A 23,425-nucleotide genomic window follows, 5' to 3' on the forward strand; every position below is an offset into this window, starting at 1 on the left:
ATGTCGTGAGGGTGGGGTCGACGGCTCAGGTGTGCTGTGTGGCGCCGGTGGGCGGCTCCGTGTCTTCGGCGTGCCGGGGAAGGCCGTAGAAGGCGGACGCAGTGCCGGCGAGGAGTGCCTGGATGTCGCTCTCGGCGCAGCCGGTGAGCAACTCGTCCACGGTGGCGGCCCAGCGGTTCCAGCCTCCCGCGAGGTTCGCGACCGGCCAGTCCGAACCGAACATCAGCCTGTCCGGGCCGAAGGAACTGAGCAGGACGTCCCAGACCGGGCGGATGTCGGCGGTGGTCCAGGTGCCGTGGTCGGCCTCGGTGATCAGGCCCGACACCTTGCAGACCACCTGGGGGTGTCCGGCCAGCAGGCGCACCTGGCGTCCCCAGTCGGCCAGTTCGCCTCGGGCGATGGACGGCTTGCCCGCGTGGTTGAGTACCTGGGGCAGGTCGGGGAAGCGTTCCGCCAGTCGGACCGCCTGGTCGAGTTGGTGACTGCGGATGAGCACGTCGTAGCGGAGCCCCCGGTCCCGCACCGCCGCCAGCCCGCGTTCGACGTCGGGCCGTTGCAGCCAGCCCGCGTCCGTCTCGCCCTGGACGAGGTGGCGCAGGGACCGCAGATACGTGCCGCCCGGCCCGGCGAGCAGCCCGTCGAGCACGTCACCGACAGCCGGGGACGTCAGGTCCGCCCAGCCGACCACGGCCCCGATCAGCGGCTCCTCCTCCGCGAGCGCGAGCAGGTCCTCGGTCTCGGGCACGTCCGCCACGCACTGCACGACCACCGTGCTGTGCAGCCGACGGCCCGCGATGGGGTGGGTGGCGGTGGAGCGCAGATCATCGGGGGTGAAGGTGCGGCGGATCGATGTCACGGCGGGGTCGTCCAGCCAGGGTTGCGGGCGCAGGGCGAGGTCCCACAGGTGGTGGTGGGCGTCGACGAGTGCAGCGGTGGAGGTCACTGGGGAATCCAAGTCGGGTCGGTACGGTTCGGGCCGAGTCAGGCCGAGTCAGGCCGTGGTGTCGTCGCCCGGCGGGCTCAGGTGCCAGATCTCGGTGAGTTCCGTCCACTGGCGTGAGTCGCCCCGGTCGGGCCAGGGCTCCTGACAGGGATCGGTGAGCTTCCACCATTCCTGGGTTTCGGGGTCGGCCTCGAGTGCCGCCATGTCGGCCGCGAAGTCCTCGCCGTGGTACTCGAAGTAGGCGAACAGCGCGTCACCGTGGAGGAAGATGCTGTAGTTGCGGATGTGCGCCCGGTGCAGAGCCGCTTCGACGCCGGGCCAGACGGCGGAGTGGAGTTCGAGGTACTCCCGGCGGTGTTCGGGCCGGAGCCTGATGGTCTGTGCGATGCGTTTCATCACGCACGCTCCTGAGGGGTGAAGGGCGTCCGGTAGCTGGGGGTGTTGGTGCGCAGCCGAAGCCGGAGAGTGAGCCGGATGCGGGTGGAGGCGGGCAGGTGGACGGTCAGGAAGGCGCTGTCGCAGGACTGCTCCGTCTCGGTGACCACCGGTTCCGTGTGGCCGTAGTCGTACATGTCCCCGATCCAGCCGTCGTCCGCGCAGTTCGTGTACCGGACGGCGGAGATGGTGTGCTCGGCGAAGGCGCCGGCCTGGACGATCACCGTGCGGTCTGCCTCGGGGGAGAGGTTCACCAGTTCCACGGTGGTCGCCTCGGGGTCGATCGAGGTGACCAGCGCGGCCACGCCCGGGGGAAGGCCGGCGCGGCGGGCGTCGGCGTCGTGGTACCGCAGCCGTGCCTGCTGCAGGCCGCCGTTGTAGAGCACCTGAGGACCGCCCCAGGTCAGCTGCACGAGGGCCTCGGTGACCACGGGGTTGCACAGCTGCCACACGTGGATGTCGGCCTCGGGCACGTCCAGGTCGCGGTAGCGGTCGATGCGGCGCAGGCGATGGCGGACCTGGGCCTGCGCGGCGGCGAGCATCCGCTCGGGGTAGTCGGGGTCGTCGCCGGCGAGGAAGGCGAACCACGCCTTCTCGTGTCCCGACTCCTCCTTGGCGCGGAACGGCCGCACGGTGCGCCAGTCGATGCCGTCGGCCTCGCGCAGCCCTTCCAGCCGTGCGCGGTCGGCGTCGGAGGCCGTGTGGTGCCAGAGAGCCACCGGCACCGGCGGGGTGACCGGGTTGTAGTCGAACCAGCCGGAATCGTTGTGGCGGAACGGGAGGTGGAGTGTGGGCGTGTGGACGTCCGGGCCGAGCTCGGCCACCCACTTGGAGGGGAGGCTGGAGTCCGCCTCCGCGTGCGGCATCACCTTGCCGCGGCAGATGAGGGCGTCGAGTGAGGTCGCGACCATGGAGAGGTAGTCGTCGTCCCCGGTGACCGTCGCCGCCGCGAGCGCCGCCACGCAGGCCGCGTGGCCCACGCTGTGCCAGCCGTGCGGCCAGGACCAGCCGTAGTGGCCGCCGTACCAGCGGCCCTCCAGCAGGCTGCCGACGACTCCGTCCGGGCCGACGTTGTCCGGGATGAGGCCCTCGTTCGCCTGTGTGCGCTCCCGCCACGCGCCCACGTACTCGACGATCCAGTCGCGGTAGCGGTCCTCGCCGGTGAGGATCCAGGCGTTGAGGACCAGTCCGGCCGCAGCGAGGTTGACCGCCGTGTCGCCGACGCCCATCCGGTCCCGCATCTGCGCACCGAGACGCGGATCCTCCGAGAGCGGGTACGGGCCGCCGTCCGCCTCGGGTATCCAGTCCAGCGGGAAGCCGTACGTCTCCGCTTCCTTCGGCAGCCACGGATAGACGTCGCCGTCGAACAGGCCCCGGCGGTCGGGGTCGCTGCCGTTGTGCGGGCGGGTGATGACGCGGTGCTCGGGGTCGTAGTTGCCCTTGTCCGGATCGACGTACAACTCGGCGAAGCGCAGAGCGCGTTCGGACCAGCGGTCGGGGGCGGCCATGCAGAGGAAGTAGAGCAGGAGCAGGCTCTCGCCCTGGTGGAACCAGTCGTAGCCGCGTTCGAACTCGTCACGGAGCATGCCCAGTTCGGTGAGCTGCCGGGTCACGCCCTCCCAGTGCTTCTCACTGGCGGGCAGCAGATCGTCGGCGCCGCCGAGGAGATACAGCTGGGGCCAGTTGAAGAACACCTCGTAGAAGTCGTCCACCCCGTCACGGGTGGTCAGCCGGCCCGTGTAGTTCAGCCGTCCGTCCGGGCCGGTGAAGTCGCGGGCGAAGCGCCGCCAGGCGTGGTCGAGCAGATCGAACAGGGCCCGCTGGGCCACGGCCCAGCCGGGGGCTTCGAGCAGCGGCACCCCCGCCTGGATCTCGGGCGGCGGGGTCGGGTGGCCGGAGGGCGGGGCGTCTTCGGCCGAGGTGTGGTCGGCAGAGCTGAAGGGCATGGAAGGATCTCCGTTCGGAGGGAAGGCGGGAGTGCGCACACCGGGCACGACGGCCGGGCGGACGGGCCCGGCGTCATTCCTTGGTGGCGCCGGCGAGCATCCCGCTGACCAGGAAGCGCTGGGCGAAGAGGAAGACGACCAGCACGGGTGTGATGGCGACCAGCGTCGCCAGAGCCAACTCCGGGCGCTGGATCGCCACGTCGCCGACGGCCGGATTGAACGACGGCACACTGCTGAGCAGGTTGCCGACACCCACCTGGATCGGCATCTGGCTGCTCTCGGGGAGCATCACGTACGGCAGGAAGTAGTTGGTCCAGTTGGCGACGAAGCTGAAGAAGCCCACGAGCGCGATGACCGGCGTCGCCAGCGGCAACGCGATGTGCCGGAAGACGCCGAACTCGGAGCAGCCGTCCATGCGTGCCGCTGCCAGCAGGTCCTTCGGTACGGCGGTGGTGAAGTAGATGTACGTCAGGTACACCCCGAAGGGGTAGAACGAGTACGGCAGGATGATCGACCACATCGTGCCGATCAGGTGCACCGCGTTGATCTCCAGGAACAGCGGCACCACCAGCGTGGCGTTCGGCATGAGCATCACGACCAGGGTCGAGATCAGCAGCATGCGCCGACCGCGGAACTCGGTCATGGCCAGGGCGTATCCCGCCGGTACGGCGACACACAGCGTGATGGCCAGCGAGATCACGGCATAGAGCGCGGAGTTGCGCAGCCACAGCAGGATGGCGTCGTCCTGGAACGCCGTGAGCCCGTGCCAGTTGGCCATGAAGGCGTGCCAGGATCCGATGGAGAGCGGGCTGTCGTGGACCAGTTGCTGGTCGGTCTTGGTCGCCGCGAGGAGCAGCCAGAGCACCGGCAGTACGAAGAACACCACGAACACGGTCAGTACGCTGCCGGTCAGCAGCCGGGAGACGACGCGCGGCTGGGGACGGGGGCGCCGCCGCTCCGGAGCCCGGTGCTGCGTTCGGCTCATGACACTTGATCCCCCCTCCGCACGTGGGCTGGCGGCGACCGGTGTGGCAAAGGACTTATTCGGCATCGAAGAACCCCGACCGTGCGACGAAGACTGCGGCGGCCGACACGCTGACGACCAGGAGCTCCACCGAGACCGCCGCGGCGCCGTTGATGTTGTTCATCTGGAAGGCGAAGTCGTACGTCAGCTGGTTCAGCGAGTAGTCGCGTCCGGCCACGCCCACGCTGGCGAGGGAGAGCAGTTGCGGCTCGACGAAGAGCTGCGCGCCGCCCGCGAAGGCCAGGATCACCATGTACACGATCCACTTGCGGAGCATCGGGATCTGCACCCGCCAGGCGGTCTGCCAGGCGTTCGCGCCGTCGATGCGGGCGGCTTCCATGACGTCCGTGGGAATGTTGTTGAGCGCGCCGTACATGACGACGATCCAGCCGCCCGCGCCGGTCCAGAACGCGATGATCGTGAACAGCACGGGCAGGTTGCCGGGTGCGATGACCTCGCCGAAGGTGTGGAACCCGAGCGCGCTCAGCAGCGAACTGACCGGGCTCACCGTCGGGTCGAGCATGAACAGCCACACCAGCACGCTCGCGGCGCCGGCGAGCGCTCCGGGGATGTAGTAGAGGAAGCGGAGTGCCTTGCCGGCCGTCCCGGATGCCAGACGGTGCAGCAGCAGCGCCAGGCCCACCACGAACACCACCAGTGACGCCAGCCAGAAGACGAGGTACACGGCGATGTGGCTCACGGCGCCCATGAAGCGGAAGTCGTGCCCCGTGGTGAGGAAGTTGGAGATGCCGGTGAACGTGCCCCCGGCATCGGTGAAGGCGAAGTAGACCGCGTAGGCGGTCGGAAGGACGCCGAAGGCGATCAGCAGGATCACGTATGCGGCGACGAAGGCCATGCCGGCCCGGCTCTGCCGGGCGGCGCCGCGAGGGCGCCGGGCGGCAGAGCCGGCCGAGGTGTGCGTGAGCGTCACTTGGAGACCTTGTATCCGTCGGACTCGGCGTACTTGGTGATGGCGTCCTGCCAGGCGGGGAGCATCGAGACGATGCTCTTGCCCTGGGTCAGGCCGGGCTTGACCGTGGCCGCCCAGATCGCCTCCTGGCTGAACTGTCCGGAGCCCCATCCGGGCCAGACCTGGGAGGAGGCATCCTTGAGCGCGCTCAGGTCACCGCTGAAGTAGCCGGCGGTGCTCTGCGCGTTCAGCCAGGTGTCGGCAGCGGGCGCGTAGGCCGGGAAGCCCGGCGCCTTCGAACCCTGGTAGGCCTTGTCGGTGGTGACCCACTTCAGGAAGTCGGTGGCCGCCTTGATGTGCGCGGAGTGCTGGGACAGCAGCCAGGTGCCGCCGCCGACGTTGCCGGTGGTCGGTGAGGGATCACCCTTCCACTGCGGGATGGGCGCCGCCGCGATCTGCTTGGCCGGCGTCTTGAACGTGCCCTGGAACAGCGCGCTGCCGTACCAGGCCGGACCCGGCATGAGCAGTACCTTGTCCGCCTCGTTCTTCCCGAAGTCGGTGCTGAAGACGCCGCTGACGGACATGGCCTTGTCCTTGATGAGCACGTCCATGAGCTTGGCCATCTTGGTGCAGTTCTCGCTGGTGGTGTTCACGGAGACGGACTTGGGGCCGGTGATGTGGTTGGCGCCGCACTTGCTCGCCCACAGGTAGATCTCGGGGGTGAAGGAGTCGCCGGCGTCGCCCACGAGGTAGCCGGGGTGCTCCTTGGCCACCTTCTCGCCGAGCTGCTGGTACTCCTCCCAGGTGGTGGGCACCGTGTAGCCGAACTTCTTCAGCAGCGGCGCGTTGTACCAGAGCACCGCCTGGGAGAGGTCGTTGCGCAGGCAGTAGACGGTGCCGTTGACCGTGCAGACGTCGTTGGCGCCCTTGGCGAATTCGGCCAGGGTCATGGAGGAGATCAGGCCCTTGTTGAGAGGCGCCGCGAAGCCCGCGTCGACCGCCCAGGTCGCCTCGTTGTTCTGGGAGCTGAAGACGACGTCCGGCCAGCCCTTGCCGGTGCGGTTGAAGAGCTGGACCTTGGTCTGGAGGTAGTTCGAGCCGTTGGCGTCGCCGTCGTAGGTGACGATGTCCATCTTCACGTCGGGGTGGAGCTTCTGGTACAGCTTCGCGGCGTCCAGACGGGTCGCGTCCACCCAGACGGTCAACGCGCCGTCCTTCTGGGCCGCTTGGGCGAAGCCGTCCTTGACGGTCGTACCGGTAGCGCTTCCGCCGCTGCAGCCGGCCACGGTCAGCATCACCACCGAGGCCGCGCAGCCGGCCAGCAACGCCGAACGCCGCCTGCTGGGCACTCTTTCCTGGGCGGCCGGAGGCTTGTTGAGGGTCATGAGCGACTCCACTGGGTTTGCAGGCGCCCCGAGCAGATCGGGAGGGCGGCGCGTGGATGAGGGCGACGCCGGGCCGTCCCGGTCGGGCGTCGGGTGGTGAGGACGGCTGTGCTGCTGCCGCCGCGGAAGAAATTAGCCGCCTTATCAAGGTGCCAGTCAAGGGGCATGGTCGGCTTTTTTGCGGTGGATTTATGGACGCCAGGACAGTGACCGCATGGGGTTGTGTATCTATTCACCAATATGTCCAATAAGTGCTTTGATTCATGTCTTGGTTTTCCGGAAGATAAGTACGACTCATTGGACGTCTGAGGTATGATGCACGCGGCTCTACAGCGGTCAGTTGCACTCGTCGCAGTCACTCCCGGAGGCAGGACAGATGAACGACACGCCCGCGATCGCAGCGGCCCTGCCTGCGCAGGCCTCTCCCGCTGCGGCAGCAGCGGCGAAAGACTCGGACGAGCAGCGTGACTACCGCCCCGGTTACGAAGTCGTGGCCGAGCGCATCCTCGAATTCATCGCCGAGGCGCGGCTGGTGCCGGGCGACCGGATGCCCACGGAAAACGATCTCGCCCAGCAGCTGAACACCAGCAGGGCCGTCGTTCGGGAGGCCGTGAAGATCCTGTCGGCGCTCGGCCGCGTCCGGGCGCACAAGGGCCGCGGACTGTTCGTCGCGGACGACGAGGGCATGCTCGTCACCAGCCGCTGGGGCGGCTTCTTCCGGCCGGTCGACCTCGACCACGTCCTCATGCTGTTCGAGTTCCGCAGGGTTCAGGAGATGGCCGCCAGCAGTCTCGCGGCCACCCGCGCCACGCCCGCCGAGCTGCGCACGATCGAACTCGCCATGCAGGAGTGCCGGCACGGGTTCGTCCATGGCCGGGTCGACGTGTTCAACCAGGCGGACGACGACTTCCACGCGGCCGTGGCCGCGGCCTCGCACAACACCTTCCTGGTCAGCGCTGTGCGCGACGCACGACGACTGCAGCGGCAGTCCAGCGCGATCGGGATCCACGACACGCTCGGTGAGAACACCCAGTCCGCGGTCGAGGAGCATGAGGCGATCTACCGGGCCATTCGCGACGGCCGCTCCGATGAGGCGGCCCAGGCCACGGCCGCGCATCTCGACAGGACGCTGGAGGACTACCGGCGGGAGATCCAGCGGCGCCTGTTCGGATGACCATCGCCAACGGAGGCGCGGGTCGTCCGGCCCGGACGGACGGCGCGACGCCGGACCTGGCACTCACCCAGGACTTCCGCCGCGCCGTCGCCGCAGTCCGGGACTCGCTGGTCCGCAACGAGCCCGAAGCGGCACGGGCGTTCGACGGCTGAGGATGGCAGGGCGCATGTCGGACACCGCCGACGAGACCTCTGGACGCCATCGCTGAGCCCAGTGCATCCCTCCCCGGCCTCGCCGACCGTGCGATGCAGCCGGCAGGGCCGTACCGCCGTGCCGGGTCCGGATCCGTGGTCGGCCACGGGATCCTGCGGCCGGTGTCCGGTGGACGTGTGGGTTGTATGGTGAGGAATCGGATGTAAAGGACTTCCAGGGTGTCACGGTGTGAAGCGGCGGCGCGTGCGGCTCGTGCACCGGCCGGCGAGGCCGCCGGCCTTCCGCGCTGTGCCGGGGCCCGTCCTCGCGAGGCACGGGGCCGGTGACGCACACCCGAGCCCGCAGCCGGGCGGTGCACGGCGGTGACGGAGAGAAGCGGGGCCGTCCCGGGCGGAAGCTGTCGCAGGTTTTGTTCGACCTCGTCGACCAGGCGGTCGTGGTCTGTGACCCCTCCGGCGTGGTGCGCTGGTGCAACCGCCTGACCGGCGTCTACTTCCCGGGCCTGCGGCCGGGGAAGGTGCCGGATCTCGCGGTGGCCGGACCCCTCGGGCAGGCGGTGGTCTCCTCCGCGGCGCGCTTCGACGCCGAGTTCCTCGGCCGCCGGCTGGCCGGACGCCGGAGCACTGTGGGGGACTGTCCGGTGTGGCTCATCCGTGACGAGACCGAGGTTCGCCGCTGCGAGGTCGAGTTGCGCGCCGAACGGTCACGGACGGCATTCCTGAGCGAGGCGGGCCGACGGCTGGGGGCGTCCTTGCACCACGGGCGCACGGCCCGGGGCGTGGTGGAGCTCGCCGTGCCGGCCTTGGCGGACGCGGCGCTGCTCGTACTACCGCCGCGTGCAGGCCACGCGGACTGGTACCGCTGCGCCGCGCCGGGGGCGGCGGAGTCGGGCGCGTTGCCGGCGTCCTCCCTCGAGCGTGTGCCGCCCCTGAGGCGGGCCCTGTCGGGCCTGTGGCCGTGGCCCGCGGTCTGCCCACCGGGGCAGTTCGCCGCGCTCCGTGGGGCGCCGCCGGACCCGGGCAAGGGGGGAGGGGAGTCACTCGTGACGGCACTGCCGGGCAGCGAGGCCCCGGCGGGGGCCCTGGTTCTCTTCCGCTCGGCCGAAGCCGGGGGCTGGAACGCCGAGGACGCCGCCGTGGTGGGCGACTTCGCCTTCCGGGCCGGTATGGCGCTGTCGACCGCCGCCCTCTACGCCCAGCAGGCCCATACTGCGGACGTGCTCCAGGCGGGCCTCGATCCGGCGCCCCTGCCCGATGTGCCGGGGGTGCGGCTGGGCGCCGCCTACCGCCCCGCCCCGGGGGAACTGGGCTTCGGCGGCGACTTCTACCAGGTGGAACCTGCTCGGGACGACGGCGGAGGGGTGGAATTCGTCCTGGGGGACGTCTGCGGCAAGGGCGTCGAGGCGGCCGTACTCACCGGGCACGTCCGTCAGAGCCTGCGGACCCTGGCCCTCGTCGAGTCCCGGCCGCTCCGTGTGCTCGACGTGCTCAACCAGTCGCTGCTCGAGGCGGACTCGGGACGATTCGCCAGTTTGGTCATCGGCACCGCCCGCCCGGGCTCCGGAGGCGCCCTGGACGTCGTCCTCGCCGGCGGGGGGCATCCGCCGCCGCTAGTGCTGCGCCGCGGTGGCGCCGTGGAGGCTGTGGACGTGGGCGGGATGCTGGTCGGGGCCCTGCCCGGCCCGGAATTCGGCCAGGCCGGAGTTCACCTGGCGCCCGAGGAGCTGATCCTGCTGTACAGCGACGGGGTCACCGAGGCGCGGGGCGGCCCCGAGGGTGCCGAGGAGTACGGAGCCGAGCGGCTGGCACACGACCTGGAGGTCTGCGCGGGGATGCCTGCCGGCGCGGTCGCCGAGCGGGTCGACATGCGCGTCGCCCACTGGCTGGCCGGACGCGCCCACGACGACATCGCGGTGCTGGTCCTGCAGGCCTCGCCCGGTTCGTCCGGCACCGCCGGAGCCCCGCGGTGACTGGCGCTCGCGTCGCGGCGCCGGGCGTCCGCGCCGCCTTCGACGACCACCTCGCCCACGCCGATGAGACGGGGGCGACCGCCCTCGCCCTGAGCCTGCTGCGGTCCGGTGCCTCGGCGGAGGAGGTCCTGCTCCGTCTGATCGCCCCCGCACAGGCCGCTGTCGGCACCCGGTGGGTGTCCACTCAGTGGAGCGTGGCGCAGGAGCACGCCGCCACCCACGTGAGCGAGCGCGTGGTGAGCGCCGTGGCCGCCGAGGCCTCTGCATCTCGCCCTCGGAACTCCGCGCCGGGCCGCCGTGTCCTGTGCGGGTGCGTCGAGGGGGAGCACCACACCCTGCCCGCGCGGATCGCCGCCGAGGTGCTGCGGCTGCGCGGCTTCGACCTGACGTTCCTGGGCGCCAACGTCCTCGTCCCGCGCCTGGTGTCCCACCTGCACCGGCAGGGGCCCGACCTGGTGGCCCTGTCGTGCGTGATCCCGGTATGCCTGCCTGCCGCACACCGCCTCGTCGAGTGCTCTCGGCGTGCCGGGGTGCCGGTGCTCGCGGGCGGGGCGGGCTTCGGACCCGCAGGCGTCTGGGCCCGCACGCTGGGAGCCGACCTGTACCTGCCCGATCCGGCCGCCGCTGCTGACATGCTCGCCGTACGGTGGCCCGACACCCCACGTGAAACGGCGCCCCTGGAGCACCTGGCCGACGAGGAGTACTCCCGGATCGTCCGGCAGCGGGCCGAATTGCTGCGGCGGCTGTTCGCCCGACTGCGCGAGCGGTACCCGTCGCTGTGCGACCCCGGCGCGGAGCATGCCGAGGCCGTTCTGGAGGAGTTCGGCCGTCTCCCGGACGTCCTGGCCGCGGCGATCTACGTCGACGATCCGCGGGTTCTCACCGACTATCTCTCCTTCGGTGCGGCGTTCCTCCACGCCCGCGGCGTGCCCACCGCCGCTCTGGGCCTGGCCCTGGGGGCGCTGTCCGGCCCGCTCGGCGACCTTCCGCGGGCCTCCGGGCACCTGGATGCCGGGCGGCGCTGGTTGGCGGCAGCGGACCACGCCGTCCCGCCGGACTGACGGGGGCCGGGCGGCGCCCGAGGTCACGGTTGCGCTGAGCCGAGCGCGCGGGAGGCTGGTACGGGCCCGGCTGAAGACCTGCAGCAGCGGCGGCTTTGACCGGCATGGTGCGGGATCCTGGTCGATCCCCGCCTGCAGGCCGACGAGGCTGTGGCCGTCAGTGTGGAACGGCGCATGCCCCACCTGGCCATGACCTCACCTGTCGGTGATCTCGGAGAGCCATGCCGTGTCCTCCGGGCCGGGCGCTTCGACGCCGGGGGCGGGCAGCCAGCGGACCTCGCCCGTGCGCAGGGCGACCGTGGCACGTGGCCGCATCGGCCCGTGACCCCTGCGTGAGAGCAGGACGAGTTCCCAGACTGTCACCGTCATGGCGTCGAGCCGGGTGGCGCAGTCGGCGCTGACTCGCTGCGGATCCCGGGTCCGGCCCAGGGAAAGATGTGGGGTGAAGTTCTTGGCGGGCCCACGACAGTGCGGGAACCGCTGCTGCAGTGCGCTGTGCAGGTCCGCCCACGGCGCCGTGCCCCCCGCCGCGGGGTCGAGCCACACGGTGGAGTACGCCCTGTGCCGGAAGGTGCGCACCCCGTCCAGCCGGGCTGTGAAGACCGGCGTCTCGGCCATCGCCGCGGCGAGCAGCGGGGCGGCCCGCTCGAAGTCGGACTCCGGCACGAAGCCGAAGAGGACATTGACGTGCGGCGGCCAGCGGTGGATCTGCGGATCGTAATCCCGGCGGATGTCCTGGATCGGCGGCCACAGCTCGGCGGGCGGGATCCAGGCCACCGCCGTGCGGGTCGTCGGGGACACGCCGAGGACGCCGGCGGGATCGCCCCTGCCGGAGCTCGGGTCCGCTCGCGGGTCCCGCACCCGGCCGGCGCCCGACGCGTCGATGCGGTCCACACCCGTGGCGCGGTCCCAGACCACCTCGCCGTCCGCTTCGATGAACACCACCCGATGCCAGGGGATGTCGCCTCCGGGCACGAAGGAAGGCAGTGGGATGCGTTTGAAGGCATCCCCGCGCTGGCTGATCCCCAGCACGAACCGGGCCGGGTCGAACCGCGGGTCCCAGCGGATCCAGTGATAGATCTCGTCGCTGGTTCGCATCACGCCCCCTCTCCCGCCGTCACACCTTCTCCTCCTCCAGGGTGCCGCTCACCCTGTCCTTGACGGCTGTCCGTCACCCGGCGCAATCCATTGGCTGCGTTTCGTGTCAAAGGTGACGTATGCCGAGCGACTCATCTCGTCAAAAGCGGCGATCGGCGATCGGGATGCGTAATGGCTGCAACGGGCGACCGTTCGCGATGCCCTCATGGGGCCGACGGGGGTCCTAGAACACCGCCCCCCTTCGGGGTCGGTCAGTACCGGCGCGCGAGGACGCGTAGCGTCCTGCCCAGCGGCGGGTTCGCCGAACCGCGCAGTACCCCGGCGCCCCGTGCGAGCACCGCTTCCGCCGTGAGTAGTTCCATCTCCACCAGCGCACCTGCGAGCCGTCGGCCGTCGGCAGGGGTCAGCGCCGGGAGCTCCCTTGCCGCCAGCAAGGCGCCGCGTGCGATGGTGACCTGCTCGGCAATCAGTTCCTCCAGGGCCGAGCCGCCGATGCCGGCCGTCAAGTCGCCCATGGTGACCCCGAACCGTTCCATCGCGTCGACCGGTATGCCAACGCGTCCTTCCCGCACGTCCTCGGCGAGGTCGTTGACGAAGTCGAGCCGCTGACTGCCGTCGATGAAGGTCCGGCATGCGGCCTGGTACCGCAGGTCGTCACCTTCCGGTGCGAGCAGTCCCGCGACGAGCATGAAGGCGGGGTACGAGTAGGCGTCCACATATGCCTGGTAGTCGGCCTCCGTGGCGAAGCCCGCGAAATGCAGTTCGGCTGTGGCGGTCGCCAGGTAGGTCTCCATGATCTCCCGCAGCTGCGGATGAGCGGACGCGGTGTGCACGAGCGCACGGAGAAGCGGGTCGTCACTCGACCCCGTCCGCAACACCTCGCGCACCTGCCGCTCCCAGGACGCCCACGCTGTCTCGCGCTGCGGCAGGGGACCGGTATCGAGAAGGTTGTCCCCGTGGTGCATCACGGCGGTCGCCGCCACCACATGCGGCAGCAACCGCCGTGGCAGCAACAGCCTGGCCGCCAGGTACGCGGTGCGCCGGAAGCGTCGCACCGTCTGCCGCTGACGGTCGTAGTCCTCACGCAACCCCGGCTCTCGGACACCAGCCGAGTCCAGGCTCTTCCTCCACCCTCGCATGGGCCGATCGTAGGTGCGGATGCCGCAGCCAGCTTCCGGCTCCGGGCCGGGGCGTGTGTCCGTCGTTTCGGTGCCTTGGGCCGGGAGTGTCTTTATTCTTTGCGCGAGCCCTGGTGGTGACGCTTCTTCTGTGTGGCGTTGGTCCTCCTGGTGGTCGGTGACGCGGTACGACGCTGTCCTCATCGGCGCCTCTCCGTACCGGCCGTGGCCGGCAGCAGTGCTTTCGTCCCTGGGAGACCAGGGCTGCCCGAATCTGTCCAGCTGTCCGCTTCCTCGACTGTCACACAGTCGGCGCCACGAGAAGAAGGATGTCCACCATGACAACACCCGATGCGAAGTCACCCCGGCTCTACGCCGGCTTCGCGCAGTGCGCGATAGCGGTGGCGGCCGTGGCGGACGTGTACCGAGCCACGGCCGTCAGGGCTCACGTCGTGCATGCCACGGACGCGTCGCTGAAGGAGTCGGGGTTCGCGTCGATGGTCTTCGTCTACGCGATGACGGCGGCAGCCGTGTTGTTCCTTGTGTGGCTGGCACGTTGTCGGCGTAACGCGCAGATTCTCACCGGTGCAACTGTCGGGGCGTCCGGTGTCTGGTCTGTCGTGGCGTGGTTCATCCCCGTGCTCAACTGGTGGTTCCCCCGCCGGTTCGTGCTGGACGTCGAGCGCGCGAGTGCCGGCGTGTCGCAGAAGGCGAGCAAAGCGACTTTGGTGAACGCCTGGTGGGCGGTCTGGGTCGCGCATCTTGTGACGGGCGCAGTGGCGTTCGCGGTGGGACAGGCATCCGCGATCGCCTTCGTCGTGGTGGCGGAGACGCTCACCATCGGCGCGGCGGTGCTGGCGATCTGCGTCATCGAACACCTCACCCGGCTACAGGGTGCTGCGCCCGGCGCCGTGGCACATGTCGAACCGCTCGCTCAGGCCTGAAGGAGCGACGCGCAGGGGAAACCGGCACCCGCTTCCGGCTCCGGGCCGGGGCGGGTGTTCGTCGTCAGCGCACCGAGTTCCGTCGGTCCATAGGGCCCGAGTACTGCGACGCAAACGTCGCCTGTTGCGGCACTAGGCCTTCCGGGCCAGTCCGGCGGCGATGAGACGTTCCCAGACGGTGAGCTCCCGTTCGCCGCTGCTGTTCCACGGGTTGTCGACCACGTCAGGACGCCACAGGGACGCGGGGACGATCCCGGGGTCGAGGACCTCCAGGCCGTCCAGCAGGGATTCGATCTCCTCGTCGGTGCGCCACCGGCCGCGGCCGAAAGTCCGCTGGAGGACTGCCTCGGCCTCCGCTGTCTCCGGGTTGTTGCCGGAACGGAAGTGGCTGACGAAGAAGTAGCTGCCGGACGGCACGTGGTCGCGCCAGTAGCGGACGATTGCGGCTGGGTCCTCCTCGTCGTTGACGTGGTGAAGGATCGCGCTGAACATGACGGCGACGGGGCGATCGAAGTCGATCAGTTCCAGGGTGTCCGGGTGGGTACGGACGTCTTCGGGGTTGCGTACGTCGGCCGGGACGAACCGGGTCCGGTCGTTCTCCTCCAACAGTGCTCGGCCGTGGACGAGCACTTGGGGGTCGATGTCCACGTACACGACCCGGGACTCCGGAGCGTGCCGTTGTGCGACCTGGTGGACGTTGTCGGCGGTCGGAAGACCACTGCCCAGGTCGATGAACTGCCGTACGTCGGTGGTCGTCGCGATCTCCCCGACCGCCCGGATCAGGGCTGCTCGGTTGGCGAAGGCGATTGCCACCGAACCGGGAAGGTCACGTTTGAACACGTCGCCGATCTCCCGGTCCACGGCGTAGTTGTCCTTGCCGCCGAGCAGGTAGTCGTAGACGCGGGCGATACTGGGCTTGGTGGGGTCGATGGAGGAGCCTTCATCCGTCATGTCGGCAATCCTCCCCTGTGACGTCGTCTGCCGACCATCACTTTGGAATCTTGGGCGCCCTTCCTCGCGAAGTGGGCTCGCGCCGGTCACGCGGCCGCGTCAGCTCATGTCGGCAGCGTCCACAGCTGATTGGGGGTGCCGGCGCAGGTCCAGATCTGCAATCGGGTGCCGTTGGCGGAACTCTGACCGGTGGCGTCCAGGCACTTTCCGGACGCGGAGTTCACCAGCGTGCCGTTCGCCTGGGGCTTCCACTGCTGAGCACCGGTGCCGTTGCACGAGTACAGCTGGATCCTGGTGCCGTCGGCTGTCCCGGCGCCAGTGACGTCCATGCACTTGCCGAGGGCGCGCAGGGACCCGTCGGTGGCCACGGTCCACTGCTGGGCCGCGGTGCCGTTGCAGTCCCAGAGCTGGATGGCGGTGCCGTCGGCGGTGCCGGCCCCGGCGACGTCGACGCACTTGCCACCGATACCGGTGACAGGACCGGCCGGGGACGGCGGTGGCGGCGTACCGGAGGCAACGTAGGGGTTGTCGGCGTTGGTCAGGGTCTCCCAGGCCACGAAGAGGTTGTTGGTGCCTTGCGGACGGTGCGACTCCGTGTACGACTGGGTGTTGGCCATCGCATAGCCGTACCGGTTGTGCATGGCGTTGAAACCGGGCTCGGTGATCGGGCCGAGGCCGAGGTTGAGCGTGCCGTTGCACAGCCACGACGGGACCGCGGCGCCGTTCTCGTAGGTGGTCTGGAAGCCCAGCGCCTGCCGCAGCCGCTCACCGACCTGGGGGTACAGGTCCTGACCCTGGATCAGCGCAGTCTCCGCGATGTGCGAGATCGCGGAGATGCCGTACCCGGTGTGGGTGAGGTCCCGGCAGGTCTCCTGGGTGAGGCCCGTGACGAAGGTCGACTGGCCCTGCCAGTAGTCGATGACCTTTTGCGAGGTGTCCAGGCCGCTGCCGGGCACCGTCTTGGGCAGGGAGCCGTCCGAGGACAGGTAGATGTAGGCCGGGACCCGGTTCAGGTAACGCTTGATGGCCGAGTCGTAGGCGGCCGGGTCCTCGATGAAGACGGAGATGCCGACGGCTGCCTCCATCATCGAAAGCTCCCAGTTGCCGTTGCTGTTGGATCCGTTGACGACCTCGGGGAGGTAGACGTTCCGCAGCATCGCGGTGAAACGGCCGATGTCCGAGGAGGACCAGCCGGTGTAGGTGTAGCGGATGATCTCGGCGGCCCGGGGCCACACCGAACCCGCCCAGCCCGTCTGCAGCGGGGCGTTGCTGTTGGTGTGGTCGGTGATCACGGCGGACCACGCGTTCATCAGCTGGATCGACTTGTCGGCGTACCGGCTGTCGCCGCTGACGTACCAGATCAGCGCGTCGGTGTAGGCCGCGATGGCGTCCTGCCGCTCGTCGGTGCAGCCGTGGTCCGGGTTGGAGTAGGAGCCGCACTCGACGACCGACCACGGCTTGGGGACGCGCGACAGCGAGGCGTAGGAACTCGACGTCATCTGCTGGTATGCGGATGCCCATGGCTGGACGCCTGTCCGCACCTGGGCACGGACGTAGTCCAGCTGGGGTCTGCTCACCATCACGCCGGGATGGGTGAAGGCGGTGGGCGAGGCGGCGACCGTCTCCCCGGTGGTGGCGGTGCCCTGCGCGGAGGCCGGGCCGGCGAGGCCGCCACAGAGCAGGGCCGCAGCCGCGAGGGTTCCGGGAAGCACGGTCGCGGCGCGGATCCGCCGCAGGAATTGACGCAGTTGCATGGCAGGTTCTGCCCTTCGGACTGGTCTTACCGGTGCGGAACGGATCAGGCGGGCAGGACCCACTTCTGGTTGGCGCTGCCACCGCAGGACCAGATCTGGGACTGCGTGCCGGCTGTGGTGGACCAGTCGGTGTCGTCGAGGCACTTGCCCGACTGCGGGTTCAGCAGCGAGCCGTCGGCCTGCGGGACCCATACCTGCGCGCCCGTGCCGTTGCAGTCGTACAGCTGCACCTTGGTGCCGTTTGCGGTGCCGCCGGCCGTGACGTCCAGGCACTTCCCGAGCACCCCCAGGGTGTGGTTGGAGTCGTTGACCGTCCAGGTCTGGGCGTTCGTGCCGTTGCATGTGTAGACCTGGATCGGGTTGCCGTCGGCCGTGGAAGCGCCCCTGTCGTCGAGGCAGAGGCCCGCGTAACCGGTGATCGGACCGGTGTGGGTGGTGCCACCGCCGCCACCACCGCCGATGCCGTTGAAGGTGCGGGCGAACTGGTAGGGGCTCTGCGGGGTGCCGCTGCAGGTGTCGGAGAGCGTGCCGTTGGTCGCACAGGCCGTGTCACGGCCGAGGGACCAGTAGCCGATCTGCTGGATGCCGTTGGACTTGGCGAAGTCGGTGAGCGTGGTGGCGTTGCCCGTGGTGAAGATCTCGTTGAGGGAGTCGTTCACGCCGATCATGGGGGTGTTGCCCTCCATGGCCCACAGCTGGGCGGAGGTCTTCGTGGGCCAGACGTTCCCCAACTGGGTGTGGAGTGCGGTGGCGGCGCTGACGGCGGCCGAACCCATGTCGGAGACGTTCTGGTAGTAGTCCATGGTCATGACGTTGACGAGGTTGACGCTCACGTTGCGGGACTTGGCATTGTTGACCAGGCTCAGCCCGTCCTTGTCGAGACCGTCGGGGTTCGTCGGCAGCGTGTAGTCGATGTCCAGCTTCCGGCCGGCGGCCGTGGCGGCCGCCTGGAGGCCCGCGAGGGCCTGGTTCCGGCGGTCGTTGGCGGCGGTGTCCTTGAGCGCCGACCCCTCGATGTCGAAGTCGAGCCGGGTGAGGTTGAGCGTGTCGATGACCCGTTGGTACTGGGTCCGAAGCGCCGACACGGTGCCGCAGGCCTGGGCGAGTTCGGTTCCGGAGGCACCGCCGAAGGAGGCGATGACGTCGCCGCCGGAGGCCCGCAGGTTGTTGATCGCGGTGGTCCAGCCGGCGTCGCCGATCGACATGTTGCCGTTGAAGGTGGCGTTACAGGTGCCGTCGCTGAGAACGAACCCGAGGTGGAAGTGGTTGACGCCCGTGGCGGCCTGGGCGTTCGCCATGGCGGACGGGGAGTTCCAGGTCTCCACCCATGGTGCGACGTACTGGGTGGGAAAGCCTGGTCCGGGGTTGGCTGCTGCCTGGGCGTCCGGGGCGGCACCGAGCAGGGAGACCGACGCCAGGAAGCCGACGAGGGGGGACAGATGTCTGATACGCATGGGCCATCCAACTGGGTCTGGTGAGGGACCGGTTCGTGGGGGAGGAGATGGAGCGGCCGAGCAGCGCGAAGTCAACTAGCGAAGAAAGCAACGCGCAAGAGAACTGACAGGAAAGGTTCCTGTCGTCGTTGACTTCGACTTCTTCGAACGGCCGCGCGTCCCGGCCCGCAGTGCCGTTTCACGAAGTTGCGTCGCAGATCCCGCTCGACTCCCTTGACGCCTTGCCGCGTACGGGAGTTGAATGCGCGACGATCGAGCACAGCAAGGGGATCCAGCGGCCTTGCACCATCGCTGTTGGTCCACCGCGTTCGTCGTCGGAGGGCGCTGGAGGTGGCCGACGACGGCAAGGAAGGCAAAGAACGCGGACGGCGACTGCTCACGGCGGCTTGCCCGTATCGTTGCCGTGCAGGAGGAAGGCGTGCACCGCCCGTCCGCCCCGGTCGCCGTGGCCGCGAGGGTGGGCCTGACACCGCCCCGGCTCCGCCCGGCCCCGTCCGCCGAGCTACCGCAGCATGGACTCCGCCGTGTCGCTGACTTGCTGAAGCCGACTCGCGGTGAGATGCCGCGCGTCACGGATGAGCTCGGCGAGGCCGGCAGCGGTCGACCAGAGGTTCGGGGACACGCGGGGGAGCGGGACGCCGGTCAACGCCGCCAGGTCGCCGGCGGGCACGTCGAGCACAGTGGAGACGTCGACCAGCGGCTCGGGCGTCACCTGCGTGCGACCGTGACCACCCCGCTGTAGGTGGCAGCCGACCGATACGGGCCGGTGACCATCGAGAACGTCCTGGCGGTGTCGAGCCGGTCGAGATCGCGGTTCCGGGCCATGCGCATCAGCGGAGCCTCGGGCCCGGAAGACACTGCTCGTGGACAGCAGGCCAGGAACAGGCTGCGTGCGCTCCTGGCGTGGCAGGGACGCCGCGAAATCGCGCAACTCGCAACTCGGCAAGCTTCGCCTGCGGCAGAGCGACGGCGTGACGGATGAGGCCGGGCGCCCGCTCTCCGGCCCTGGTGTCCGCGGGGGCGAGGTCGTCGGGCACCTCGGCACCCGCGATCACGAAGAGGTCCGTGGTGTGCAGGCGGAGCGCGGGCGCAGGCCGCCGAAGCAGAGACGGGCTCGGCGCCCCGCCGCGGAGGAGGCTCAGCAGTTCGGGCTCGGATGCGTCGGCGAGCCGGGGCAGGGCGCCGATGTCCGGTTGCCGGTGATCCGCGAGCCGCTCCAACGGCACACCGAACCCCTCAGCCCCTGCCGTCCGTCCGGCCGGCCTCGTCGAGCGACCACACCCCCATCAGCGGCCGGCCCGGCACCGCCGGTGGGGCGGACGATGCGGGCACCGGTGCGGCGACGTGCTGATGCGGATCGTGGCCTGTGCCGGTGGCGGAGTGGTTCAGCCCTCCGTGCGGGCGGGCAGTCGCCATCCCGGGCGAGGGAAGTGGCAGGTGTAGCCGTCGGGGTAGCGCTCCAGGTAGTCCTGGTGCTCGGGCTCGGCCTCCCAGAAGGGGCCCACCGGCTCCACCTCGGTGACGACCTTGCCCGGCCAAAGTCCGGAGGCGTCCACATCCGCGATGGTGTCCTCGGCGATCCGCTTCTGCTCGTCATCCACGTAGTAGATCGCCGAGCGGTAGCTGAGACCGATGTCGTTGCCCTGGCGGTTCTTGGTGCTCGGGTCGTGGATCTGGAAGAAGAACTCCAAGAGCGTGCGGAAGTCGGTCTTCTCGGGGTCGAAAAGGATCTCAATGGCCTCCGCGTGGGTCCCGTGGTTACGGTACGTCGCGTTCGGCACGTCGCCCCCGGTGTAGCCGACCCGGGTCGCCGTCACGCCCGGGAGCCGGCGGATCAGGTCCTGCATCCCCCAGAAACAACCGCCCGCCAGTACGGCCCTCTGTGTCTGCGTTGCCATGTCGGCCCCTCCACTGTCTGTCGCCTCGGTCATTCGCGCCGCTCGGCTCGCACGCCGTCGGCGTCCCATACCTTCTGGATATGTCAGCGCGTGAGGGCTCCGAACAATTCCGCGCCTGCCCGACCGGTCGTCCCAAGAACCTCGGGCACTGCGACTCGGATCAGCCCTCGACGGCCATCTCCCCGAGCAAGGACCAGTCGTCCTGTTCCAGTTCCGCGTTGACGATCCGCGGTGTCTCCGCCAGGTACGGCGGCAGGGTCTGCTGTGCGGCCCTGAAGTGGGCGGACTGGACGTGTGCTGCGCCGGCCTCGCCGTTGCGGAAGGCCTCGACGAGTACGTACTCGGCCGGGTCGGCCAGGCTGCGTGACCAGTCGAACCAGAGGCAGCCGGGTTCGCTGCGGGTGGCCTCGGTGAATTCCCGGACGATCTCCGGCCATCGCTCCGCGTGCTCCGGCTTGATCCGGAACTTCGCCGTGATGAAGATCATTTCGCTGCTCTCTGTCGTACCGGTGATGGTCAGCCGAGCTTTCCGAGGCGGGCGCCCTGCCACAGGTCGACGCCGCCGTCGGTGGCGTACTTGTCGATCTCGGCCAGTTCCTCGGTGGTGAAATCGAGGTTGTCCAGCGCGGCGACGTTCTGTTCCAGCTGTTCGGTGCGCGAGGCGCCGATGACGAGGGAGGTGACGCGCTCGTCGCGCAGGGCCCAGGCGAGGGCCATCTGGGCCAGTGTCTGCCCGCGACGGGCCGCGATGTCGTTGAGCGCGCGCAGCCGGTGCAGCATGTCGTCCGACAGCCACGCCGTGTCGAACGACGTGCCCTGCGCGGCCCGCGAGTCATCGGGGATGCCGTCGAGGTACCGGCCGGTCAGGAGTCCCTGGGCGAGGGCCGTGAACCCGATGACGCCGAAGCCCTCCTCCTGGGCGGTGTCGAGCAGACCGTCGGTCTCGATCCAGCGGTTGAGCATGCTGTACGACGGCTGGTGGATGAGGAGCGGCGTGCCCAGGTCCCGGAGGATGGCGGACGCCTCGCGGGTCCGTTCGGCGTCGTAGGAGGAGATGCCCACGTAGAGCGCCTTGCCCTGACGGACGGCGGTGTCCAGCGCGCCCATGGTCTCCTCGAGCGGGGTGGTCGCGTCGAGCCGGTGGGAGTAGAAGATGTCGACGTAGTCCAGGCCCATGCGCCGCAGCGACTGGTCGAGCGAGGCGAGCACGTACTTGCGGGAGCCGCCGCCCTGGCCGTAGGGGCCGGGCCACATGTCCCAGCCGGCCTTGGTGGAGATCACCAGCTCGTCCCGGTACGGCGCGAGGTCCTGCTTCATCAGGCGCCCGAAGTTGATCTCCGCGGAGCCGTAGGGCGGGCCGTAGTTGTTCGCGAGGTCGTGGTGGGTGATCCCGAGGTCGAAGGCGCGCAGCGCGATCTCCCGCTGGGCCTCGAACGGCCGGTTGTCGCCGAAGTTGTGCCAGTAGCCCAGGGACAGGACGGGAAGGTCGAGCCCTGAGCGGCCGCTGCGCCGGTAGCGCATGGTGCCGTTGTAGCGCTCAGGATCAGCGACGTGGTTCATCGGGCGATCTCCGGGTGGTGCGGTGAAGGATGCCCCCGTCGGTTCGAGGGGGCGCTCCCAACGGTGCTCCTGCGCGACTCTGAAGTCCAATAGCGCCAACTCATCGGATTCAGCAGTGTCGCTTCTGAATGGGATCAGGCCCCCTCACACCTCCCATGGCACTGTCAGTGGCGTTGAGCAGCCGCGAGAGGTGGTACCCCGTTGCGCCGGTCATGCATGGTGAAGTCGGACCGGACGGCCACACCGGACTGCAGGAGCTTCTGGCGGACCACTGGATCGCGGCCGGGGTACGAGACCACGACGCTGATATATCCCTCGGGTAGACCGGTCACGGCGTACTCGCCCCGTGCGTTCGTCGCGGTCCGCACCAACTGCCGGCCGCCGGCGTCCATGACGGTCACCGCGGCATGGCGGAGGGGCTGCTGCTCGCCGTCGTGGACGGTACCCTCCAGCATCGGCAACGGCTCGCCGAAGTGGTGCCGGTGCACCGGAAGCGCGGTGGGCGCGGGCGCCTCCACGGACGGGTCCTCCACCGGCGGCTCCGGAACGTCCTCCTGCTCGTCCTCCGGCCCCCGCCGTACGGCGATGCGGTGGTGCCGCCACGCGTCGAGGCCCAGCAGGGCCATACCCGCCGTGGTCCACGCGCAGAGCACGAGGACCGGTTCGAGCACCCCCGCATCGTCGAAGTACAGGACCCCCTTCAGGGCGTCCACGGCGTTGCCCAGCGGCATGACGGCGTGCAGGCCCTGGACGAACTCCGGCAGCAACTGGACGGGGGCCACGCCACTGGAGGGGACGCTCAGCACGATGTACAGACCCAGACCCACCAGTGGGAAGAACTGCTTGGTGAAAGGCGCCACGCCGAGGGAGAACGTGGCCACCGCCGTGGTGAGCAGGAAGGCGATCGCCAGGGCCGAGGGCTCGTCGGGGAAGAAGCCCAGCCCTACGCCGACGAAGAAGCCCACGACGCTGAAGAGCGCAGCCGCGCCCGCGATCGTCATGAGCTTCTTTCGACGGTTGAACGTCACCGCCCGCAGCAGGGTGGTCGCGAGTATGTAGCCGGGGACGTTCCAGGCGATCCCGAAGTAGACCAGGGTCGTGCCGAGCCCGTCCTTGCTCACGGTGGGCGCCACGTCCGTGACCGTGAGCCTCTGGTGGTCGTGCGCCGCGAGCTGGGTGAAGCCCTTGGTCAGCACCTGCTCGAGGGACGCGCCGTTGGCCCCGGCCACGTACAGCACGGCATGTCCGCCCCTGGTGGCGTAGCCCGCCACGGCGCCCCGGTCCAGTACCGCCTGGCGGGCTTCCCGGGCGCCTGCCACAGCGGCGACTTCGAAGCCACCGGGATGCTGCCGTCGCAGAGCGGTGTCGACCTTGCGTTCCACTGCCGGGTCAGCGATCACGATCTTCGCGTGGTTCGGCTGGGGCTCGTGAAAGGCCATGGGGAAGCAGAACAGCAGGCCGAGGAAGAGCAGCGCCGGGATCGTCAGCGCCTCGGTCAGAGTCCTGGCCAAGGGTATGCCCCGAGGACGTTCGATCCGGTGTTTCACGGAACCACCCTTGTCTCCGTTTTCCGCGCCGGCCCGTCACCGTGGCGCCATTCCGTTCATGTACCGATCGGCACATCTATGCTGAGTGGACCATACGTGTA

General features: G+C 69.5%; 21 protein-coding genes and 1 pseudogene. 5 read left to right on the plus strand and 17 right to left on the minus strand.

Annotation, left to right across the window (positions count from 1 at the left end; translation table 11 throughout):
* Positions 1-25: 25 nt before the first annotated feature.
* The 6 genes from N8I84_RS33090 to N8I84_RS33115 form a co-directional block, all read right to left on the minus strand.
* Positions 26-943: an amidohydrolase family protein gene (locus tag N8I84_RS33090; RefSeq protein ID WP_263233103.1), complete on the minus strand. Its 918-nt coding sequence runs from the start codon at positions 941-943 to the stop codon at positions 26-28.
* A 48-nt stretch (positions 944-991) separates the two neighbouring features.
* The gene (locus N8I84_RS33095; RefSeq protein WP_263233105.1) at positions 992-1,339 is read right to left on the minus strand and encodes an L-rhamnose mutarotase; all 348 of its coding nucleotides are present in this window, start codon (positions 1,337-1,339) and stop codon (positions 992-994) included.
* Positions 1,339-3,324 carry a hypothetical protein gene (locus N8I84_RS33100; protein WP_263233106.1) on the minus strand — a complete coding sequence of 662 codons (1,986 nt, stop codon included), beginning with the start codon at positions 3,322-3,324 and terminating at the stop codon, positions 1,339-1,341. Before N8I84_RS33100 ends, N8I84_RS33095 begins: the two co-directional genes overlap by 1 nt.
* Before the next feature lie 73 nt (positions 3,325-3,397).
* Positions 3,398-4,309 carry a carbohydrate ABC transporter permease gene (locus N8I84_RS33105; RefSeq protein WP_263233108.1) on the minus strand — a complete coding sequence of 304 codons (912 nt, stop codon included), beginning with the start codon at positions 4,307-4,309 and terminating at the stop codon, positions 3,398-3,400.
* A 55-nt stretch (positions 4,310-4,364) separates the two neighbouring features.
* Positions 4,365-5,279 (minus strand): carbohydrate ABC transporter permease, encoded by a 915-nt coding sequence (locus tag N8I84_RS33110; protein WP_263233109.1) that lies wholly within the window; start codon positions 5,277-5,279, stop codon positions 4,365-4,367.
* Complete coding sequence (locus N8I84_RS33115; protein ID WP_263233110.1) at positions 5,276-6,643, minus strand: ABC transporter substrate-binding protein; 1,368 nt, start codon at positions 6,641-6,643, stop codon at positions 5,276-5,278. The genes N8I84_RS33110 and N8I84_RS33115 overlap by 4 nt, the downstream gene beginning before the upstream one ends.
* Before the next feature lie 376 nt (positions 6,644-7,019).
* Here N8I84_RS33115 and N8I84_RS33120 point away from each other — a divergent pair, with 376 nt between their 5' ends.
* The 4 genes from N8I84_RS33120 to N8I84_RS33135 all read left to right on the plus strand — a co-directional run bounded on the left by N8I84_RS33120 (position 7,020) and on the right by N8I84_RS33135 (position 11,000).
* The gene (locus N8I84_RS33120) at positions 7,020-7,817 is read left to right on the plus strand and encodes a FadR/GntR family transcriptional regulator (RefSeq protein ID WP_263233111.1); all 798 of its coding nucleotides are present in this window, start codon (positions 7,020-7,022) and stop codon (positions 7,815-7,817) included.
* Complete coding sequence (locus N8I84_RS33125; RefSeq protein WP_263233113.1) at positions 7,814-7,969, plus strand: hypothetical protein; 156 nt, start codon at positions 7,814-7,816, stop codon at positions 7,967-7,969. The genes N8I84_RS33120 and N8I84_RS33125 overlap by 4 nt, the downstream gene beginning before the upstream one ends.
* 323 nt (positions 7,970-8,292) lie before the next feature.
* Complete coding sequence (locus N8I84_RS33130; RefSeq protein WP_263233115.1) at positions 8,293-9,939, plus strand: PP2C family protein-serine/threonine phosphatase; 1,647 nt, start codon at positions 8,293-8,295, stop codon at positions 9,937-9,939.
* Positions 9,936-11,000 carry a cobalamin B12-binding domain-containing protein gene (locus N8I84_RS33135; RefSeq protein WP_263233116.1) on the plus strand — a complete coding sequence of 355 codons (1,065 nt, stop codon included), beginning with the start codon at positions 9,936-9,938 and terminating at the stop codon, positions 10,998-11,000. Before N8I84_RS33130 ends, N8I84_RS33135 begins: the two co-directional genes overlap by 4 nt.
* A gap of 195 nt (positions 11,001-11,195) precedes the next feature.
* Here N8I84_RS33135 and N8I84_RS33140 read toward each other — a convergent pair whose 3' ends face one another.
* Both N8I84_RS33140 and N8I84_RS33145 read right to left on the minus strand, forming a co-directional pair.
* A complete protein-coding gene (locus N8I84_RS33140) occupies positions 11,196-12,098 on the minus strand; it encodes an RNA repair domain-containing protein (RefSeq protein ID WP_263233118.1) in 903 nt (300 codons plus the stop codon).
* A 251-nt stretch (positions 12,099-12,349) separates the two neighbouring features.
* Positions 12,350-13,237 (minus strand): squalene/phytoene synthase family protein, encoded by an 888-nt coding sequence (locus N8I84_RS33145; RefSeq protein ID WP_263233119.1) that lies wholly within the window; start codon positions 13,235-13,237, stop codon positions 12,350-12,352.
* A 317-nt stretch (positions 13,238-13,554) separates the two neighbouring features.
* Between N8I84_RS33145 and N8I84_RS33150 the strand changes: the two genes are divergently transcribed.
* The gene (locus tag N8I84_RS33150; protein WP_263233121.1) at positions 13,555-14,160 is read left to right on the plus strand and encodes a DUF4328 domain-containing protein; all 606 of its coding nucleotides are present in this window, start codon (positions 13,555-13,557) and stop codon (positions 14,158-14,160) included.
* A gap of 132 nt (positions 14,161-14,292) precedes the next feature.
* Here N8I84_RS33150 and N8I84_RS33155 read toward each other — a convergent pair whose 3' ends face one another.
* From N8I84_RS33155 to N8I84_RS33195, 9 genes and pseudogenes are all read right to left on the minus strand, one after another.
* Positions 14,293-15,111 carry an SAM-dependent methyltransferase gene (locus N8I84_RS33155; RefSeq protein ID WP_263233122.1) on the minus strand — a complete coding sequence of 273 codons (819 nt, stop codon included), beginning with the start codon at positions 15,109-15,111 and terminating at the stop codon, positions 14,293-14,295.
* Between the two features lie 104 nt (positions 15,112-15,215).
* Positions 15,216-15,653, minus strand: a complete 438-nt coding sequence (locus N8I84_RS33160) for an RICIN domain-containing protein (RefSeq protein ID WP_263234960.1) — start codon at positions 15,651-15,653, stop codon at positions 15,216-15,218.
* Positions 15,633-16,865, minus strand: a pseudogene (locus tag N8I84_RS33165) (alginate lyase family protein); the annotation flags it as partial. The pseudogene N8I84_RS33165 and the gene N8I84_RS33160, both read right to left, overlap by 21 nt.
* Positions 16,866-16,909: 44 nt before the next feature.
* On the minus strand, positions 16,910-18,319 hold the full coding sequence (locus N8I84_RS33170) for a ricin-type beta-trefoil lectin domain protein (protein ID WP_263233123.1): 1,410 nt from the start codon (positions 18,317-18,319) through the stop codon (positions 16,910-16,912).
* A 502-nt stretch (positions 18,320-18,821) separates the two neighbouring features.
* A complete protein-coding gene (locus N8I84_RS33175; protein ID WP_263233124.1) occupies positions 18,822-19,031 on the minus strand; it encodes a hypothetical protein in 210 nt (69 codons plus the stop codon).
* Between the two features lie 673 nt (positions 19,032-19,704).
* Positions 19,705-20,217, minus strand: a complete 513-nt coding sequence (gene msrA / locus N8I84_RS33180; RefSeq protein WP_263233125.1) for a peptide-methionine (S)-S-oxide reductase MsrA — start codon at positions 20,215-20,217, stop codon at positions 19,705-19,707.
* A gap of 160 nt (positions 20,218-20,377) precedes the next feature.
* A complete protein-coding gene (locus N8I84_RS33185) occupies positions 20,378-20,704 on the minus strand; it encodes a putative quinol monooxygenase (protein WP_263233126.1) in 327 nt (108 codons plus the stop codon).
* A gap of 29 nt (positions 20,705-20,733) precedes the next feature.
* Positions 20,734-21,777, minus strand: a complete 1,044-nt coding sequence (gene mgrA / locus N8I84_RS33190; RefSeq protein WP_263233127.1) for an L-glyceraldehyde 3-phosphate reductase — start codon at positions 21,775-21,777, stop codon at positions 20,734-20,736.
* A 164-nt stretch (positions 21,778-21,941) separates the two neighbouring features.
* A complete protein-coding gene (locus N8I84_RS33195; protein ID WP_263233128.1) occupies positions 21,942-23,288 on the minus strand; it encodes a carboxypeptidase regulatory-like domain-containing protein in 1,347 nt (448 codons plus the stop codon).
* Between the last annotated feature and the right edge of the window lie 137 nt (positions 23,289-23,425).

This window comes from Streptomyces cynarae, from assembly GCF_025642135.1.
Lineage (GTDB): Bacteria > Actinomycetota > Actinomycetes > Streptomycetales > Streptomycetaceae > Streptomyces > Streptomyces cynarae.

Coding starts and splice junctions, on each gene's coding strand:
- N8I84_RS33095 (WP_263233105.1), bottom strand. CDS start 1,339: ATGAAACGCATCGCACAGACCATCAGGCTCCGGCCCGAACACCGCCGG.
- N8I84_RS33100 (WP_263233106.1), bottom strand. CDS start 3,324: ATGCCCTTCAGCTCTGCCGACCACACCTCGGCCGAAGACGCCCCGCCC.
- N8I84_RS33105 (WP_263233108.1), bottom strand. CDS start 4,309: ATGAGCCGAACGCAGCACCGGGCTCCGGAGCGGCGGCGCCCCCGTCCC.
- N8I84_RS33115 (WP_263233110.1), bottom strand. CDS start 6,643: ATGACCCTCAACAAGCCTCCGGCCGCCCAGGAAAGAGTGCCCAGCAGG.
- N8I84_RS33120 (WP_263233111.1), top strand. CDS start 7,020: ATGAACGACACGCCCGCGATCGCAGCGGCCCTGCCTGCGCAGGCCTCT.
- N8I84_RS33125 (WP_263233113.1), top strand. CDS start 7,814: ATGACCATCGCCAACGGAGGCGCGGGTCGTCCGGCCCGGACGGACGGC.
- N8I84_RS33140 (WP_263233118.1), bottom strand. CDS start 12,098: ATGCGAACCAGCGACGAGATCTATCACTGGATCCGCTGGGACCCGCGG.
- N8I84_RS33145 (WP_263233119.1), bottom strand. CDS start 13,237: ATGCGAGGGTGGAGGAAGAGCCTGGACTCGGCTGGTGTCCGAGAGCCG.
- N8I84_RS33150 (WP_263233121.1), top strand. CDS start 13,555: ATGACAACACCCGATGCGAAGTCACCCCGGCTCTACGCCGGCTTCGCG.
- N8I84_RS33155 (WP_263233122.1), bottom strand. CDS start 15,111: ATGACGGATGAAGGCTCCTCCATCGACCCCACCAAGCCCAGTATCGCC.
- N8I84_RS33170 (WP_263233123.1), bottom strand. CDS start 18,319: ATGCGTATCAGACATCTGTCCCCCCTCGTCGGCTTCCTGGCGTCGGTC.
- msrA (WP_263233125.1), bottom strand. CDS start 20,217: ATGGCAACGCAGACACAGAGGGCCGTACTGGCGGGCGGTTGTTTCTGG.
- N8I84_RS33185 (WP_263233126.1), bottom strand. CDS start 20,704: ATGATCTTCATCACGGCGAAGTTCCGGATCAAGCCGGAGCACGCGGAG.
- mgrA (WP_263233127.1), bottom strand. CDS start 21,777: ATGAACCACGTCGCTGATCCTGAGCGCTACAACGGCACCATGCGCTAC.